The sequence below is a fragment of the Geobacter sp. SVR genome, assembly GCF_016865365.1.
Lineage (GTDB): Bacteria > Desulfobacterota > Desulfuromonadia > Geobacterales > Pseudopelobacteraceae > Pelotalea.
On sequence record NZ_AP024469.1, the window covers coordinates 2,404,110 to 2,422,774 of the forward strand.

General features: G+C 57.4%; 14 protein-coding genes. All 14 read right to left on the bottom strand.

Annotated elements, in window-relative coordinates; genetic code table 11:
• Positions 1–73 precede the first annotated feature (73 nt).
• Positions 74–817, bottom strand: a complete 744-nt coding sequence (locus GSVR_RS11135; RefSeq protein ID WP_173200575.1) for a hypothetical protein — start codon at positions 815–817, stop codon at positions 74–76.
• Positions 818–943: 126 nt separating this feature from the next.
• A complete protein-coding gene (locus tag GSVR_RS11140; protein WP_173200573.1) occupies positions 944–2,569 on the bottom strand; it encodes a nitrogen regulation protein NR(II) in 1,626 nt (541 codons plus the stop codon).
• Between the two features lie 2 nt (positions 2,570–2,571).
• Positions 2,572–3,789: a type II secretion system F family protein gene (locus GSVR_RS11145; protein ID WP_173200570.1), complete on the bottom strand. Its 1,218-nt coding sequence runs from the start codon at positions 3,787–3,789 to the stop codon at positions 2,572–2,574.
• Between the two features lie 20 nt (positions 3,790–3,809).
• Positions 3,810–4,904 carry a type IV pilus twitching motility protein PilT gene (locus tag GSVR_RS11150; protein ID WP_173200568.1) on the bottom strand — a complete coding sequence of 365 codons (1,095 nt, stop codon included), beginning with the start codon at positions 4,902–4,904 and terminating at the stop codon, positions 3,810–3,812.
• 56 nt (positions 4,905–4,960) lie between these two features.
• The gene (gene pilB, locus GSVR_RS11155; RefSeq protein WP_173200566.1) at positions 4,961–6,667 is read right to left on the bottom strand and encodes a type IV-A pilus assembly ATPase PilB; all 1,707 of its coding nucleotides are present in this window, start codon (positions 6,665–6,667) and stop codon (positions 4,961–4,963) included.
• A 125-nt stretch (positions 6,668–6,792) separates the two neighbouring features.
• On the bottom strand, positions 6,793–8,652 hold the full coding sequence (locus tag GSVR_RS11160; protein ID WP_239077311.1) for a DUF2723 domain-containing protein: 1,860 nt from the start codon (positions 8,650–8,652) through the stop codon (positions 6,793–6,795).
• Between the two features lie 64 nt (positions 8,653–8,716).
• A complete protein-coding gene (locus GSVR_RS11165; RefSeq protein WP_173200563.1) occupies positions 8,717–9,730 on the bottom strand; it encodes a lysylphosphatidylglycerol synthase transmembrane domain-containing protein in 1,014 nt (337 codons plus the stop codon).
• On the bottom strand, positions 9,727–10,707 hold the full coding sequence (locus GSVR_RS11170) for a bifunctional riboflavin kinase/FAD synthetase (protein ID WP_173200561.1): 981 nt from the start codon (positions 10,705–10,707) through the stop codon (positions 9,727–9,729). Before GSVR_RS11170 ends, GSVR_RS11165 begins: the two co-directional genes overlap by 4 nt.
• 38 nt (positions 10,708–10,745) lie before the next feature.
• A complete protein-coding gene (gene recG, locus GSVR_RS11175) occupies positions 10,746–13,079 on the bottom strand; it encodes an ATP-dependent DNA helicase RecG (protein ID WP_173200559.1) in 2,334 nt (777 codons plus the stop codon).
• 89 nt (positions 13,080–13,168) lie between these two features.
• Entirely contained in the window at positions 13,169–13,705 is a 537-nt protein-coding gene (gene thpR / locus GSVR_RS11180) for an RNA 2',3'-cyclic phosphodiesterase (RefSeq protein WP_173200557.1), read from the bottom strand.
• 110 nt (positions 13,706–13,815) lie between these two features.
• Positions 13,816–14,016, bottom strand: coding sequence for a DUF1858 domain-containing protein (locus tag GSVR_RS11185; protein ID WP_173200555.1), 201 nt, complete (start codon positions 14,014–14,016; stop codon positions 13,816–13,818).
• Between the two features lie 34 nt (positions 14,017–14,050).
• Entirely contained in the window at positions 14,051–14,527 is a 477-nt protein-coding gene (greA, locus tag GSVR_RS11190) for a transcription elongation factor GreA (RefSeq protein ID WP_173200553.1), read from the bottom strand.
• A gap of 60 nt (positions 14,528–14,587) precedes the next feature.
• A complete protein-coding gene (gene carB / locus GSVR_RS11195) occupies positions 14,588–17,836 on the bottom strand; it encodes a carbamoyl-phosphate synthase large subunit (RefSeq protein WP_173200551.1) in 3,249 nt (1,082 codons plus the stop codon).
• On the bottom strand, positions 17,829–18,662 hold the full coding sequence (locus GSVR_RS11200; RefSeq protein ID WP_173200549.1) for a hypothetical protein: 834 nt from the start codon (positions 18,660–18,662) through the stop codon (positions 17,829–17,831). Before GSVR_RS11200 ends, carB begins: the two co-directional genes overlap by 8 nt.
• Between the last annotated feature and the right edge of the window lie 3 nt (positions 18,663–18,665).

Here is an 18,665-nt window from a genome sequence, read left to right on the forward strand (position 1 = left end):
AACCCGCGGGCCGTGCGTCCGCTCCCACCAAGCATAAGTCACGTACCTCACCATACCCGAGGCTTTCCCCCTGTCAGCACACCTGCGGGTCAGGATGCTCGATCATCGGATTCATCCGCACCGCCAGGGAGAACAGATAGGGATAGTCCTGCTTGAGATGCTTCATATACAGGACCCAGGCGTGTGAAAGATAGCCGAAGGCGCGTTTGATGTCGCCGTTGATGTGTTCCACATCGGTGTGGGGCATGCCGTCGAAAGAACGTCTGGCCTCCAGTTCTTCCATCAGGTGGAAGACCGCCCACAGCAGTTCGGTGAACTGCTCGTGTTCCAGCAGATTCTGGTTCTCCAGCAGACCGACCATAAAGCTGCGTTTGGACATCAGGAACTCCTTGAGATCCCCAATGTCGCAGCACCTGCAGTCCATCTGCAGGTCGTGGGATGTGAGAAACGCCAGTGCCCGCCGGAAATCCGCCTCTCCCCACTGCCCGCTCACCAGCAGTTCCTGTCGCACCTGTCCGCTGATGCTGACGCAGGCCGACAGCTCTTTCAGCAGATGGTTGCCCGCTTCGCTGAAGAATACGCCGATCACCATGTTCAGCTTGCGCATGATGGTCTGACGTTCCCTTTCACGCATGATCCGCTCGACCATCATGGTCACCAGCATCACGTACAGCGGCAGGAAGGCCAGGTTTCCGATGAAACTGGCTGCCAGATCGCGGGCATTGCCAATGATGAAATAGTCGATCAGGTAGAGACCGGTCGACACGACCGCCAGAGAAAGCAGCAGAATGTTTCTTGTGCGAAAACCGTCCCGCATGGAACCCCCTTGGCATCAAAGTGCACGGATACAGTAGTTGGAACATTGCAGTTGACATAGATCATGCCGGGGCTCGATCCTCCGCTTCCTGCGGCCGGGCCGTGCCATCTGCGGCGCCATCCGGCATCAGGCGGGCAGCATGATCGTGAAGCGGCAGCCGCCGGCAAGGGGCGATTCGACCTTGATGCAACCGCCATGGCCTTCGATGATGCGATAGATAATGGCCAGGCCCAGGCCGGTGCCGGAGGGCTTTGTGGTCCAGAACGGTTCGAACAGGTGAAGCATCGCTTCATCGGACAACCCCGGACCGTTGTCGGTGACCGAGATCCGGGTGACCGGGGCCTCTGCGCCCAGGCCGCCGTTCTGCAGAGAAGCCTCTATTTCGACGCTGCCGTCATGCCGGCTCGCTTCAGCGGCATTGTGCAACAGGTTGATCAGCACCTGGCGCACCTGGTTTTCGTCGGCATGTACGGTTAGGGCGGCCGGGACCAGGTTGGCGATGGCAACACCGCCGAAGCGCCGGTCAGCAGCGAGCAGCAGCCTCAGATCCTCGATCAGTTCTCGCAGTTCGATCGGCTGCTTGTGCGGGGGGGCCGGGCGTGCGTAACTCAGAAATTCATCGATGAGCAGGTTTAACCGGTCCGCCTCCCTGAGAATGATCGCCAGGAGCCGCTGATCGCTTTCCACGATGGAACCGTGCTCGACCAGCAGTTGGACTGAACCGGTCATGGCTGCCAGCGGATTGCGGATTTCATGGGCCATTCTGGCGGAAAGCTCACCCAGGGTCGCTAATCTTTCCCTGCGCTTCAAGGCCTGTTCCATCTCCTTGATCGAGGTAAGATCCTTGAAATTCAGGATGGTTCCTGCCCTCTCCCCCAGCAGGCCATTGAAAGGGACGGCACTGTAGCCCAGGATCATGTTCCCACCCCGGGGGCCTTCGCAGGCGAACTCGCCATTGCTGACTCCGCTGGCGTCTTCGATGACGCTGGCCATGGCAGGCAGGACCTCCTGCAGGGGAAGGTCGTAGACATCTGCCTGGGATTTGCCGGTCAGTTCCTCTGCGTAACGGTTGAAGACCCGGATCCTGCCTTCCGGAGTAACCGTCAGGAGGCCGCTCTCAACATTGGAGACAATCGTGCTGCTCAACTGCTCCAGTTCGTCATAATTGATGCTTTTGGCACGAAAGGCCTCTTCGCTCTCTTCGGCAAGAACGGACAGGTATCCGGTGATGAAGGCTGCCAGATAGAATCCCATCAGATTCAGGAAGATGTTGTAAAAGAGGCGCATGGGGCCGAGCTGCAGGGCAGCGGCCTGGCTGAGCCCGATCGGAGCGAGCAGCCCGAAGTACTGGAAATCGACGATTGCGCCGTACAGAATGCCGCACAGAGAGGCGGTCTGAATGGCATCCTTGCGGCGCAGCATGACACCGGCGCTCATGATCGAGAGCAGGTAGAGAAAGGAGTAAGGGCTGGTGACACCGCCGGTAAACAGCAGCAGCACCGTCACGAACAGAAGATCCCAGATCGTCTGCAAATGGGTAATAAAAAGGCGGAACCGCTGGAACTTGAGGAAAAAGTAGGAGAGAGCCGAGAACAGAAAGGAAAAGCCCACCAGCCGTACCATCGCTACATAGGACGAATCGTCGACGGCCTTGGGCTCGTTCAGGTTGAGAAAGACGGTGGAAGCCAGGAACAGGAATGCCACCAGGATCCTGGCGTATATGAAGAGGCGGAGCCTCCGTTCAGGACCCATGCTTATCCGCCGACAGCCCCCGCCAGCTTGAATATCGGCAGGTACATGGCAATCACCAGCCCACCGACGGTAGTGCCGAGAAATACCATCAGCAGCGGCTCCATCATGGAGGTCATGGCAGAGACGGCATCATCCACCTCGTCATCGTAGAAATCGGCGATCTTGTTGAGCATGGCATCCATGGCACCGGTTGCCTCGCCGACGGAGATCATCTGCACCACCATCGGGGGAAACACGCCGCAGGCCGCCAGCGGTTCGGCCATGGTCTTACCCTCCGAGATGGCGCTGCGCACTCCGTAGATGGCCTCCTCGACGACCTTGTTGCCCGCAGTTTTGGCAACGATCTCCAGACCGTCCATGATCGGCACCCCGGAGCTGACCATGGTACCCAGCGTTCTGGTGAATTTCGCTACGGAAACCTTTCTGATCAACGGACCGGCAATGGGGGTCTTGAGGGCCAGCCGGTCGATGTTCTTGCGGCCGATGGCGGTGGAGTAGTACTTTTTGATCATAAAAGCCAGGCCGTAAAGAACGGCGACGATCACGATGATGTACTTGGACAGGAAGCTGCTGAGCCCGATGACGAACTTGGTGGGTGCCGGAAGTTCCCCTCCGAATTCGGCAAACATCTTGGCAAAGGTCGGAATGACGAAAACCAGGATGACACCGACGACAATCACGGCGATCGACATGATGGTGATGGGATACACCATGGCACCCTTGATCTGTTTTTTCAGTTTCTGGGCCTTTTCGATGTAGGCTGCCAGGCGCTGCAGGATCGTGTCGAGAATGCCGCCGATCTCGCCGGCGGCCACCAGATTGACGAATAGTTCGTCGAAGGCTTTGGGATGCTTGGCCAGGGCCTCGGCAAAGGTGGAGCCGCTTTCCACGCTCTCCTTCACCTTTACGAGGATATCCTTGAAGGTCTTGTTCTCCTGTTGGCTGGACAGGATTTCGAGACATTGCACGAGTGGAAGTCCGGAATCGATCATGGTCGCGAATTGCCGCGTAAACACGACCAGTTCCTTGGTTTCGACCTTTCCTCCCCTGCTGAAGGAGAGGCGCTTGAACTGCAGGCCTCGGGCCGTTTCAGTGACGGTGATGCTCGAAAATCCGAATCTCCTGAGCTGTGCCTCGACGATTTCGCCGCTGGCAGCTTCCATGACACCCTTCTGGGCCCCTCCTGTCCTGGTGCGGGCTTCCCAGTTGTACTTAGGCATTGCAGTTCTCCTTGATCACTTCATTTGGCAGGGGGGCGGCGCATGCCGGCTGCCGGATTGCTCAGCATCTGTTTCAGTTCCTCGGGGTCCTGGGACCGTCCGATGGCCTCTTCCAGAGAGATCATTCTCCGCTGGAACAGGTTGAAAAGCGACTGGTTCATGGTCTGCATGCCGAACTTTTCCTGGCCGACCTGCATCTGGGAATAGATCTGGTGGATCTTGTCCTCGCGGATCAGGTTGCGGATGGCCGGGTTCGGCACCATGATCTCCAGCGCCAGTACCCTGCCTTTGGTGTTGGACCGGGGAATCAGCATCTGGGACATCACCCCCTCCAGCACGAAGGAAAGCTGGGCCCTGATCTGGGTCTGCTGGTAGGGGGGGAAAACATCGACGATGCGGTTGATGGTCTGGACGCAGGAGTTGGTGTGCAGCGTTGCCAGACAGAGATGGCCGGTCTCGGCCAGGGTCAGGGCAGCCTCGATGGTCTCCAGGTCACGCAGTTCCCCCACCAGTATCACGTCCGGGTCCTGACGCAGAACGTACTTGAGCGCCTTTTTGAATCCCTGGGTATCGGCCCCCACCTCCCGCTGGTTCACCAGGCAGCCCTTGTGCGGATGCAGGTATTCGATCGGGTCCTCGATCGTCACGATGTGGTCGTGGCGATTGATGTTGATATAGTCGATCATCGAGGCCAGGGTGGTCGATTTGCCGCTGCCGGTGGGACCGGTGACCAGGATCAGTCCGCGGGCCTTGGAAGCCAGCTCCGGGACTATCGGCGGGAGTGCAAGTTCTTCGAAGGTAAGAATCCGGTAGGGAATGACGCGGAACACTCCGGCCACCGCTCCCCGCTGGATGAAGACATTGCCCCTGAAACGGGAGAGCCCTTTTACGCCGAAGGAGAGGTCCAGCTCGTTCTCTTCCTCGAATTTATGTTTCTGCGCATCGGTCAGGACGCTGTAGCACAGCTGTTTGGTTTCCACCTGGTTCATCGGCGGGAAATCCAGCGGCGTCAGCTTTCCGTCCACCCTGATCTGCGGCGGCGAATTGGTGGTTATATGCAGGTCCGAGCCATTGGATTCCACCAGAATTTTCAAAAGCTGATGAAGGTTCAGCATAAGCGCTCCTTTCCGGCTCTTTTCAAGAAGGTGCCCCCTTGAGGGTCACCCGGCGGTCAGTCGTCGGCAATGGACACACGCAGGACTTCCTCGAACGATGTAACGCCTTCCTTGAGTTTGGTGAGTCCCGACTGGCGGATCGTTTTAATGCCCAGGCGCATCGATTCGCGCTTGATTTCGGCAGTGTTGGCCCCGTTGAGGATCAATTCCCGGATCTCCTCCAGCATCGGCATAACCTGATAGAAACCCACCCTCCCCTTGTAGCCGGTATTGTTGCAGACGGAGCAGCCTTTTCCCCTCATGCAGACATACGATTCCGCCTCGTCAGCCGGAACCCCCGCATCGATCAGGGCCTGCACCGGAATATCCTCGGCCTCCCCGCATGCGGCGCAGACGCGGCGGGCCAGCCGCTGGGCCGTGATCAGGTTGACTGCAGAGGCGACCAGAAACGGTTCGATGCCCATGTTGAGCAGCCGGTTGATGGTGGACGGGGCATCGTTGGTATGCAGGGTCGACAGCACCAGGTGTCCGGTCAGTGCCGCCTTGACCGCGATCTCGGCCGTCTCGAAGTCGCGGATTTCACCGATCATGATGATATCCGGGTCCTGCCGCAAGAACGAACGCAGGGCAGCGGCGAAGTTGAGCCCGATATCCTCGTGCATCTGCACCTGGTTGATGCCGGCGAAGTTGAACTCAACCGGGTCCTCGGCAGTGGAGATGTTCTCCGAAACCTTGTTCAGCTCCGACAGGGCCGAGTAGAGGGAAACGGTCTTCCCGCTGCCGGTGGGGCCGGTTACCAGCACCATCCCGAAGGGCTTGTGGATCTCGCGCATGAAATTCGCCAGGGCTTCCGGCTCATAGCCCAGCTTGGTCAGGTCGGTCTGGAGGCTGGATTTGTCCAGCAGACGCAGGCAGATCTTTTCGCCGAACAGCGTCGGCAGGACCGAAACACGGAAATCCATGTCCTTCCCGCCCCCCAGCTTGATCTTTATACGGCCGTCCTGCGGCAGGCGCCGCTCGGCTATGTCCAGCTCGGCCATGATCTTTATACGCGAGGTGATGGCATTTTTCAGCTTGAGCGGGGGTTTCATCACCTCATAAAGTATGCCATCGATACGGAATCGTACACGAAATGTTTTTTCATAGGGTTCGATATGGATGTCGCTGGCCTTTTTCCTGATGGCATCCTGCAGGATCGCGTTGACCATCTTCACGACCGGAGCGTCCTCGGTAGCGCGCTCCAGGGTCCCCATGTCCACATCGTTTTCTTCGCCCACGATTTCGAGATCTTCGACATCGAGATCGCTCATGACATCGGCCAGGGAGGCGGACTGATCGTAATGCTTGTCGATGGCGGCCTTGATATCGCTTTCCGAAGCCACCACAGTTTCCACATTGTAGCCGGTCATGAACTTGATGTCTTCGATCGCGAAGAGATTGGAGGGATCGCTGACAGCCACGACCAGGGTGGAACCTGACCGGTTTAGCGGTACAAGCTGGTATTTCTGGGCCACATCGGCGTGAATGATTTTGGTGACAGTCGAATCGATGTCGTAATCGGCGAGATTTACGGTGGGAATGCCGTACTGCTTGGAGAGAAAAGAGGTCAGATCGAATTCGGTGATCAGGTTCTGCTTGATGAGTATCGTGCCGAGGCGCGGCTGGCCGCCGGATGTTCTCTGTTCTTCGAGCGCTTTGTCTAATTGTTCCTTGGTGATCAGATTGTGTTTAACCAGGATTTCTCCTAGCCTGCTTGGCTGCATAGAGGCCCCTGAAGAATGAGATCGAAAAGGATTCTATGCGGATTACCCGATGATGTCAAGGCGTTGTTGTGCCTGAAAACATTAGTAAAATCGCACATTATGGCTCCATTTCGTCTCTCTGTATTCTATCGGAAACGGGCCATGATCTGCTGCACTGCCGTTTTCATCTCAGGCGAGATCTGCTCCGCTTTTCCGAGCATCGCAGCCCCTTCGAGGGTCCTGCCGATACTCATCATGAACTCCCCTGCTTCGAGATAGCTGTTGGCGTAGATCTGGATCGCCTTGCCGGTATCGAGATCAAGGAAGCTGATTTTTTCCGCTATGCCGCGGTTATTGTAGTTTTCCCATACCGCGGGATCGATCAGCCCCCCCGGTTCGCTGGCGCGGCGCATGCGGTAGACGATCCCCTTCTGTACGGGGGCGAAGTCCTGGAAAGCAACGGAATAACGGGTGGAAAAGTCGATATAGGTCGGTCTGCGGCCGATCACTTCATTGATCGAGAACTGCAGGCACGCCTCTGCCCCGGAGGCGGAAACGCCGTACCGTTTCAGTTTGCTGTTCCCGAACAGCCGCGGCATGGAGTCCAGGTACCAGTCGAACACGAGATGGGGCGTATGGGGAAGATCGACATCCTCGCGCATCCGCTCGACCCCCTGGAGATACCACAGAGGAAATGCGCCGCTGTCGCCCCAGGTGTACATGACCGCGTTTTGCGGCAGTGACCTGAGGGAATTGGTGGCGTAATCGAAGGCGATGTAATTGTTATGCTGGTCGTTTTCGTAGTAATTGCCGGCACACAGGGCCAGCGACAGCGAGAAAAACATGACCGCAACCAGGCCGTACACCTGCGGAGTAAGGCGTTCGGCCACCTGTGATTTTCTCACAGCCAGCACCAGCAGGTGAAAAAGGCCGATGCCGATCAGCACGGCGGCAAACAGGTACAGCGGCGTAAAAAACTCTTCGGTGAGAAAGATCATATCCGGAAGGGTATTGAAATACCCGGCTATTACCAGCAGGAAGGTACCCACCCCTGCCAGCCAGGCAATTACCACGTCGCGCTGTTTCTTCCAGAGACAGACCAGGGCATAGACAACCAGGAGGGCACCCAGCCAGCCGAATTCGTGGGGGATATTGAAGGCCTTGACCTGGGCCCACAGCAGGGAGGCATCGCGAGGGTGCGGTTCGCTATAGTAGCCCTTGCGCAGAAAATGCCAGAGAAACTGCGGGTAGGTCTTCGGATCGCCCCAGTTGAGGAGCGGATTCTGAGTTGCGCGCAGGGGCAGGTAGAGGTTGACGGAAAAACCGAGCATGGCAAAGGCGGTCGCCAGGATAAGTTCCTTTATGCGGGTGACCATCCGCCAGTCCGCCAGAACGATCAGCAGCACCCAGGCCGGCAGCAGCAGCACGATGGTCTGATGTACGGCCATGGCCAAACCGGCCAGAAAGGTGCAGGCGTAGATGTAGCCGGGCGCTTCGTGTCCGTTTTTGTAGTGCTCGCGCCACTTCAGCAGGAGATAAAAGATCACGGCAGTGATGAATGACAGCAGGGGGTACGGCTTGTCGTGGTTGGACTGCAGCCAGAGGCGCGGCGTGAAGCTGAAGGCCAGGGCGGCAGCCAGCCCTGCGGTCTTGACGGCAAAGGAATCGAACCGCTGATTGCCGGTCGGCCGTTCGTAGCGCAGCAGATAAACTGTCAGCAGATAGACCGCCATGCAGGCCAGCGACGAGGAAAAGGCGGTTGCCATATTGATGCGGAAGGCGATATTTCCCAGCGGAATCCAGGTAAAGGGCTTGGCGTACATTAGAAACAGGGGATAACCGGGGGAATGGGCGGAACCGAGCGACGAAATGGCGGTAAGGAACTCTCCGCTGTCGAAAAAGGTCACCGAAGGGGCCAGGGTCAGCATGTAGATGAAGAACGGCACCGTACAGGAAAGGATCAGGTAAGGATCGATGCCCCTGGTTATGCTCGCTAAACGTTTCACGTCCTCTCCTTTTTCGATGCGGCGGCCTCTGGTGCCGAACACTGAAACCATTTCACGATCCCTTTCAATCCTTCAGCGCACCGCCGGCCGTCCACAGTCCGCCAAAGCTCAGCTTGCTCCTCCAGAGGTAGTAAAAACCGGCCAGGATGACCGGGAAGAAGGACATGCCGTGGATGATCAGGGCAATGCTGACTGAAACCGATTCTTCGATGCCGAAGGCCGAAAGTCCCTTGAAGCAGGCATAGTGGTAGGTGCCGATGAAACCGGGGGAAGCCGGCACCATCACGGCAAATACCAGCAGCACCATGATGAACATCGATGCGGTGATGGGGAGCTGGATGCCGAAGCCTTGCAGGATTGCATCGACCGAAAGCACGGCAAAGGTCCAGATCAAGATCGAGGAACCCAACAAGGCCGACACGTGTCCACCGCGGGCGGAAAGCCTGATGCCACCGATGAAGGAACCGAGCATGGGGATCAACCGCTCAGAGACGCGCGGGAACGGCTTCAGCAGACGCCCCATGAGCGACAGGGTCCTGACGGTCTGGCGTTTGAGCAGATACAAAAATGCGAGCACTCCGCAGTACAGCAGAAACGTCACCACGCCCCCGGCTTTGAGCGCTGTTTCCGCCTCCGACATTCCGGCCGGCAGATGCAGCGTAAAGAGGGTTACCAGGAGCATCACGATCACCGTGAATCCGTCAAAGAGACGGTCAATGACCAATGACGCGAAAACGGAGGCGGTTTGGAGTCCTTCGCGCTGAGCCAGCACATAAGCCCGGACGAATTCACCCAAACGGGCCGGCAGCAGGTTGTTGGCCATGTAGCCGATGATGGTGGCGGGATAGAGCGACGAAATCGGGATCCGTTTTTCGGAGATGAGCAGGTAATACCAGCGCACGGCGCGCAGGTAGTAGGATGCAAAGGTGTACACCAGCGCCAGGAAGATGAAGCGGTAGTCAACGGTGCGCAACGCTGCCAGCAATCGGTTGAAATCGATCTTCCTGAAGAGCAGGACCAGGAAAAACATGCTGATCCCGATGCCGAGCCAGAATTTGATATCCAGCCCTTTTTTCACGCCGCTCCCCTGTCTGAAAAGCCTGGAATGAGCGGAGCGATCAGATGGCCCTCCACCTCGGCCAGAATTGCCCGGGTGGCGCTCACATCGGCACCGATGGCACGGATCAATGCCTCCGCATCGGGGAACTTGATCATGTCCCGCAGGCGCTGGACAAAGCAGAGGGCTATTTCCGTGTCGTAGAGCTCTCCCGAGAAATCGAGCAGAAACACCTCGATGGAGCGCTCTTTGCCGTCAAAGGTCGGATTGGTGCCGATACTGCAGGCACCCTGATAGAGCCCGCCGTTGGCAGCCACCATCACGGCGTAGATCCCGTCCGGCGGAACCAGTTCGTTCGGGGTTGCGATATTGGCGGTAGGAAAGCCGAGCTTGTGACCCATTTCGCGGCCATGCACCACCCGACCCGAGATGACGTGATAGCGCCCCAGGATGGCCGAGGCTCCGGCCATGTCGCCTGCGGAGATCAAGCGCCGGGCCAGGCTGCTGCTGAAGACATCCTTACCCTGCCCCACCGGGTCGAGATCCTCCAGCAGGAAGCCGCATTCAGTTCTCAAGTGCGCCAGCGTTTCGAAATTGCCCTGACGATCGCGGCCAAAGGCATAATCGTGCCCGATGATGATGTGGCGCATGCCGAGGGACCGGCAGAGAATCTCCCGAACAAAGCTGTCGGCGGGCATGCGTGAGAATTCGGCGGTAAACGGAATCACCGCCAGACAATCGATACCGGCGGCGGCAATCAGGGCGGCTTTTTGATTGAACGTCGTAATGAGCTGCGGAGCGAGTTCCGGCGCCACCACCTTCAAGGGGTGAGGCTCGAAGGTTACCACCACCGATGATAGCCCCTGTCTGGCGCCCTCCGATGTGACGCGATTGAAGATCGCCGCATGCCCGCGATGAACACCGTCGAAGTTTCCGATGGTTATAATCGATTTATGTATGTTTTGATTGAATGTTCGGGGGTCTTTTAATATCTGCATACCGATACGCCATTATGATTTTGCCACTGCATTGGCACTCATCCTATCGAACCGAGTTCGAGCCGTTGGCCCCAACGGCTGACCAGTTCTTCACGCAGCCGCACATGATCGGAACCGGACAGTTCCGGATCGGCGGCCAGCAATTCAAAGGCGGCTTTACGGGCCGTTTCAAGTATCTGTCCATCCCGCAGGATGTTGGCAATTCTGAAGTCGGGCATGCCGGACTGACGCGTGCCGAGGAAATCGCCGGGCCCCCGTATCTCGAGATCCGCCTCGGCTATGCGAAAGCCGTCGTTGGTCTTTTCCATTTCGTGCAGCCGCTTTTCGCCATCCTCGGAGAGCTTGCCCGAGGTCAGAAGAATGCAGTACGACCGGGCCTGGCCCCGGCCGACCCTGCCCCTGAGCTGATGCAGCTGGGACAGGCCGAAACGCTCGGCATGTTCGATAACCATCACCGTGGCATTGGGGACATCGATGCCCACCTCGATCACCGTGGTGGCTACCAGTATATCCGTTTCCCGAGCCTTGAAGGAGCCCATCACCGCCTCCTTCTCCTCCGGGCTCATGCGGCCGTGGAGCAGCGCCACCCGCAGACCGGGAAAGATATCGGTCCGCAGATGCTCCGCCATTTGGGCGGCAGCGCGCAGATCGGATTTTTCGGTCTCTTCGACCAGCGGATAGATCAGGTATGCCTGACGCCCCTGCCCGATCTCCCGGCGGATCATGTCGTACACCTGCGCCCGCCGCGACTCGAAATAAACACGCGTCTCGACCGGCGTCCGCCCCGGCGGCAGCTCGTCGATCACCGAGAGTGACAGGTCGCCGAACAGCGTCATGGCCAGGGTGCGCGGTATCGGTGTGGCGGTCATCACCAGGATATCGGGATTGCTTCCCTTTTTCTTCAGAATGCCGCGCTGCAGCACCCCGAAACGATGCTGTTCGTCGATGATGCCCAGCCCGAGGCGTTTAAACTCGACTTTGTCCTGGATCACGGCATGGGTGCCGATCACGATGCGGGCACTGCCCTCGGTCACTCGCGCCATGGCGTCGCTTTTGGCCCTGCCTTTCATGCCAGCGGTCAGGAGGACCGTTTCGATGCCGAGTTCGGCACACCAGCGATGAATCGTCAGCCAGTGCTGTTCCGCCAGGATCTCGGTGGGGGCCATGATGGCCACCTGGTAATCGTTCTCGACCGCCACCAGGGCAGCCATCAGTGCCACCAGGGTCTTGCCGCACCCCACGTCCCCCTGCACCAGGCGGTGCATCGGATGAGGCGCCATCATGTCGGCCTTGATCTCGGACAACACCCGGCGCTGGGCCGCGGTCAGTTCAAAGGGCAGTAACCTGGCAAGCTGCTTAGTATAGCGGTGGGTAACCTGAAAGGCAATACCTTCCTCAAGCGTAATGCCGCGCCGTTTCAGGGCCAGCCCCAATTCCCAGAAGAAAAATTCCTCGAAGGCAAGCGAGCGGTGGGCCTGGGAACGCCCTTCGTTCAGCCCGGCGAGATCGGCGTCGGCCGGCGGCATATGCACCTGTCTGAGGGCTGCCGGCACCGGCATGAAATCATGCGGCGTCAAAAGGGAGGCGGGCAGATGGTTTTCCACATCATCGAGAAAGCGGGCAACGACCTCGCGCATCACCTTGCGCATCGGTTTCTGCTGCAGCCCCTCGGTCAGGGGATATACCGGCACGATGCGGCCGAAATTGGCCGGGTCGGCTGCCATGATCTCCCGCACGTCCGTCCCTTCCTCCAGCCATTCCACGTCCGGGTGGTGCACCTCGCGCTGATGTCCGAAAACACTCACTTCCCCGGTAAAAATACCCTCCCTGCCGACCTTCCAGGTGCGTTTCATCCAGACGGCATTGGCGTTGAACCACTTGAGGGCGATCTGGCCGCTGGCATCCCCGACCATCGCCTCAAAGACGCGCCGCCCTCCTCGGGTGGTCACGCTATCCGCCGCCAGTATCCTCCCTTGGAAAACCTGGGAGGTCCCGGGGCGTAACCGCGCGACCGGGATCAGCTCCCGGCGATCTTCGTAACGCAGGGGCAGCAAATAGAGTGCATCCCCGACCGTTTTGATGCCCCGTTTTTCAAGCAGTTCTGCCATTTTGGGGCCGATCCCCTTGATGAACTGCATCGGCGTCTGGAGATTCTTGCGTGCAATGGCATGCCTGACGGCAACGGGGGGATCACCCGGCTTCTCCGGGGCTGCAGGGGAGGCCTTCTGGCGTGCCGGGGAAGTCGGTTGGATAACCAGAGCCCCGTCGCGCAGTTCAAGGGCCAGGGAGTCCCCCGGTTTCAGGCCCAGCTTTGCAAGCATTTCGGTGGGGATGGTGATGCGGCCGGATTTGTCGAGGCTCAGAGCGGTCATAAAATGTTCTACAACCTGTCGGGTTATTTTGGCCCCATGATACCCGTATAAAGACGAGCGGAAAAGGATTTTGTCATTTCGGCGGCCGGTTATTCAAGCGGTGGGTCGAGCAGACCAAAACTTCTGATAGCCGTATGGATGGCACCGGATGATGTCAAGCGGCTTTCGAAGAGGGTAAATTCCCGTACCGGTACGGAGGATATAGCTACGGGGCCGTCCGGAAAGCCGGCAATGCTGGCGGGAGCCCTGAGGCGGGCCAGGGTGATATGGGGCGAAAAGGGGCGCTCCTCCTGAGGGATGCCGGAAGCCAGCACTGCCGCACGAACCAGGGCAGCCAATTTCTGCAGCAGCGGTTCGGGCTCGAATCCGATCCATACTACCCGCGGCCTGCGCTTGTCGGGAAAGCAACCGGTACTGCCGAAACGGAGATCGAACCCCCTGGCCTGGATATCTGCCAGCTTGGTTGTCAGGCTTTGGGCAGTCTCCTGGTCGGTTTCTCCAAGAAATGCAAGGGTCAGATGAAGCTGGTCCGGCACGACCCACCGAGCCCCCGGGATCTCCGTGCGCAACCGGCCGAGAGTCTGTTTGACCGCATCGGGAAGTTCGATGGCAATGAAAAGTCTCATGCTCTATACTCCTCCCGCAAGTATACCGCAGGCACACGATCGCCCAAAAAAACAGGCCCCGGACGGAAACCATCGGGGGCCTGAATGCTGTCTGCTATGCCGGGATTGTGCTACGCAACGGCGGCGTTGAGATCCTTGACAAGGGTCTCGGCATCGATGCCATGGGCATTGGCGCCCTGCTCAAGGCTTTCGTTCTGGGCGCCCATGCAGCCGATGCAGCCCAGGTTGTATTTCTGCAGTACCTTGACCGATTCGGGGTAGGTACGCATCACTTCGAAAAAGGTCATGTCCTTGGTGATTTTGTCGCTCATATCCATTCTCCTCTCGTTTCGCCGTGCTCAGCGATTACTCGTACTTGATGTCAATGATCTCGTATTCCTTTGTTCCGGAAGGCACGCTGACCCTGACCGAGTCATCCAGCTTGTGACCGATCAGCGCCTTGCCGACCGGTGAGGTACAGGAGATCTTGCCCTGCTTGATATCGGCCTCGTCCTCGCCGACGATGCGGTAGGTAACCTCTTCCTCCGAGGCGGTATCGTACAGCGTAACGGTTGCGCCGAACACGACTTTGTCCGGGGTAAGGCCCCGCAGGTCCACCACATGTGCACGCGCCAGCTTGCCGTTGATCTCCTGGATGCGCCCTTCGATGAATCCCTGGCGGTTTTTGGCTGCATCGTATTCCGCGTTTTCAGACAGATCCCCGTGGGAACGGGCTTCCGCTATGTCCTGAATCACCCTGGGGCGCTCTTCGCGGATCAGCCGCTTGAGCTCCTCCTGCAAGGCCTCATAGCTTTCTTTGGTCAATGGGATTGTATGAGACATCGAACTACGACTCCTTATGAGGAATTCTTGTTACTACCTGCCTGCTTTCGCCTTCAGGTGTTACCGGAGATAATCCTGCAGCGCCTTGACTCCCAACTCATGCTCCTTGAGGTCGATGATGCTGTCGACCGCCGCTTTGGCGCCGGCAACGGTCGTATAGTAGGCGACGTTGTGCATCAGTGCTTCACGCCGGATCGAGAACGAATCGGCAACCGCCTGGGCGCCGTGGGTGGTGTTGACGACCAGGCTTACCTCGCCGTTCTTGATGGCATCGACGATATGCGGCCTGCCTTCCAGCACCTTGTTGACTCGTTTGACCGGAATGCCCTTTTCCGCCAGGAAGGTGGCGGTGCCGCCGGTTGCCAGGATGCCGAATCCAGCTTTATACAGTTTTTCCGCCGCATTTACAACATGTTTCTTGTCGGCGTCCCGTACGCTGATGAAGACATTGCCGGTCAGGGGCAGCTTGACGTTGGCACCCATCTGCGCCTTGGCAAAGGCCTCGGCAAAGGTGTCGCCGATCCCCATCACCTCGCCGGTGGACTTCATTTCCGGTCCCAGCAGTGTGTCGACCCCCGGAAACTTCACAAAGGGGAAGACCGATTCCTTGACCGAAATATGCTGCGGCACGATATCGCCGGAAACGCCCAATTCCTTCAGGGACTTTCCGGCCATGATCCGGGCCGCGATCTTGGCCAGCGGCCGGCCGGTGGCCTTGGAAACGAACGGCGATGTGCGCGAGGCGCGCGGGTTGACCTCCAGGATGTAGATCACGCCATCCTTGACCGCGTACTGCACGTTCATCAGCCCCTTGACGTTCAGTTCCAGGGCCATCAGGGCGGTTTGCCGGCGGATTTCGGCCACGATATCGGCGGAGACCGAATACGGTGGCAGCGAACAGGCCGAATCGCCGGAGTGGATGCCAGCCTCTTCTATATGTTCCATGATGCCGCCGATCACCACCTCTGTACCGTCGCACAGGGCATCCACATCTATCTCGATGGCCTGGTCCAGGAACTTGTCGATCAGGATCGGATGCTCGGGCGAGGCCTGTACGGCGGTGGTCATGTAACGGCGCAGGTTTTCGTCGTCGTAGACGATCTCCATGGCCCGGCCCCCCAGTACGTAGGAGGGGCGCACCACCACCGGATAGCCGATGCGGTTGGCAACCTTTTCCGCCTCTTCGGCGGAACGGGCCGTGCCGTTTTCCGGCTGGCGCAGCTCCAGTTTGTGCAGCATCTCTTGGAAACGCTCGCGGTCTTCGGCCCGGTCGATGGCATCCGGCGAGGTGCCTATGATCGGTACGCCGGCTTTCTCCAGCGCCACAGCCAGCTTGAGCGGGGTCTGTCCGCCGAACTGCACGATCACGCCGGTGGGCTTCTCCTTGGCGACGATCTCCAGCACATCCTCCAGGGTCAGCGGCTCGAAATAGAGTCGGTCGGAGGTATCGTAATCAGTCGAGACGGTCTCGGGATTGCAGTTGACCATTATGGTTTCGTAGCCGTCCTCGGCCAGAGCAAAGACACCGTGCACGCAGCAGTAGTCGAACTCGATCCCCTGACCGATCCGGTTGGGTCCGCCACCCAGGATCATGATCTTCTTGCGGTCGCTCGGTTCAGCCTCGCACTCCTCCTCATAGGTGGAGTAGAGATACGGGGTGTAGGCCTCGAATTCGGCGGCGCAGGTATCGACCCGCTTGTAGACCGGGCGGACATTGAGCCTGTGGCGCAGGTCGCGGACCGCGTCTTCGGTGGTGCGCCAGAGCTTGGCCAGCATCTTGTCCGAGAAGCCCATCTGCTTGGCTTCGCGGATGATGCCCTTCAGGTTTTCCTCAGCCTCAACCTCTACCTTAACCTGCTTAAGGTTCTCCTCAAGCGCAATGATCTGGCGGATGTTGTGCAGGAACCAGGGATCGATGGCGGTGCACTGGAAGATCTCCTCCACCGTCATACCGCTGCGCAGCGCATCTCCCAGGTACCACAGCCGGTCGCAATTGGGAGTGCGCAGCTTCTCCGACAGGAGCTGCTGCTCCTTGGCGCTCAGGGCCCGGCGAGTTTCCTCCCCCAGATCGAAGAGCTTGGAGTCGAATCCGCACACGCCGATTTCCAGCGACCGCAGGGCCTTCTGGAACGACTCTTTGAAGGTGCGCCCGATGGACATCACCTCTCCCACCGATTTCATCTGGGTGGTCAGGGTGGCATCGGCAGCCGGGAACTTCTCGAAGGTGAAGCGCGGGATCTTGGTGACCACGTAGTCGATGGTCGGCTCAAAGCAGGCCGGGGTCTCGCGGGTAATATCGTTGGTGACCTCGTCCAGGGTGTAGCCCACGGCCAGCTTGGCCGCAATCTTGGCGATCGGGAAGCCGGTTGCCTTGGAAGCCAGGGCCGAAGAGCGCGACACGCGCGGATTCATCTCGATCACCACCAGCCGGCCGTTGCGGGGATTGATGCCGAACTGGATGTTGGAGCCGCCGGTATCGACCCCGATCTCGCGGATGATCTTGAGCGCAGCGTCCCGCAGGATCTGGTACTCCTTGTCGGTCAGGGTCTGGGCCGGTGCAACGGTGATGGAATCGCCGGTGTGAACTCCCATGGGGTCGAAGTTCTCGATCGAACAGATGATCACGACGTTGTCGGCCGTGTCGCGCATGACCTCCAGCTCGTACTCCTTCCAGCCGATGACCGACTCCTCCACCAGGATCTCATCGGTCGGCGAGGCGTCGATGCCGGCCATGGACATCCTTTCGTACTCTTCCATGTTGTAGGCGATGCCGCCGCCGGTGCCTCCCAGGGTGAAGGAGGGACGGATAATGGCCGGAAAGCCGACCTCCTTGATTACCTGCATGGCCTCGTTGTGATTGTGGGCCAGACCGGAGCGGGGAACCGACAGCCCGATCTTCTCCATGGCGGCCTTGAACAGGGTACGGTCCTCGGCCTTTTTGATGGCGGGCAGCTTGGCTCCGATCAGTTCCACGCCGAATTTGTCCAGCACCCCCATTTCCGCTACGGACACGGCCGTGTTGAGGGCCGTCTGCCCCCCCAGGGTCGGCAGGACCGCGTCGGGGCGCTCCTTTTCGATGATTTTGGCCAGGATATCGGGGGTGACCGGTTCGATGTAGGTGCGGTCGGCAAAATCGGGATCGGTCATGATGGTGGCGGGGTTGCTGTTCAGCAGCACCACCTCGTAGCCCTCTTCCTTGAGGGCCTTGCAGGCCTGGGTCCCGGAGTAGTCGAACTCGCAGGCCTGGCCGATGACGATCGGGCCGGCACCAATGATCAGGATCTTGTTGAGGTCTGTTCTTTTAGGCATGTGTTTGTTTTCCTGTTATCTTTTTGTGATATAACTTTAGCTTAGCAACTAACTCTTTAATTGTTTTATGATTTATTCCGATTAGAAACAAAAATATCAATAATGCATCAAGAATAGTAATCTTATTTAATGTACCGATCAATAATATTCTAAAGCTTATGATGGAAAAAGTTAGTGCTAATAACTCATGTAATTTTAAATACTCATCTCTATCAATATATAAGTTAATAACTATAAAAAGACAAAAAATAAATAATGTTACTGTTATAACCACAATAAAATAAGATCGTTTAATGTCAAAACTAATAAAGTTATTTTTCAATTTAATATTAGTTCTAAAGTTTTCAGTATCTTTAAAAATTAACGTTGAAGTATTATCAATATTCGCAAATTCGGTGGTATTTTCAGTTATATATTTAATTCTGTAGGATATTTCAGTTAGATATCTATCAAAAGGAAAGTTCTTAAGCTTACCCTTCATTTCTATGATAATTGGTTCCCGATTAACCCAAATAACTTCAGTTGGATTTCCAAACCTATTCTGTGGAACTAAAAAAATAATTTTTTCATTTGGTATTATAGAGTTATTCTCTTGTATTAAGAGTATTAAAGAGGTTTTAGCATCATTTTTATCTATTTTGAGCAGTCCATTAGGAATTAAAGCAACATCTAAATACAGGTTACTATTGTCTATTTTATTTACTTTTATATTAAAAGGATAAAGATGATTGCCTTCACAACTAAAGTGGCTTTCCTGTGTTTGCTGAAAAGAAAAAAATAAGCTAACAGCTAATATGATTGATATTATGAAAACTGTATATCTCATCCC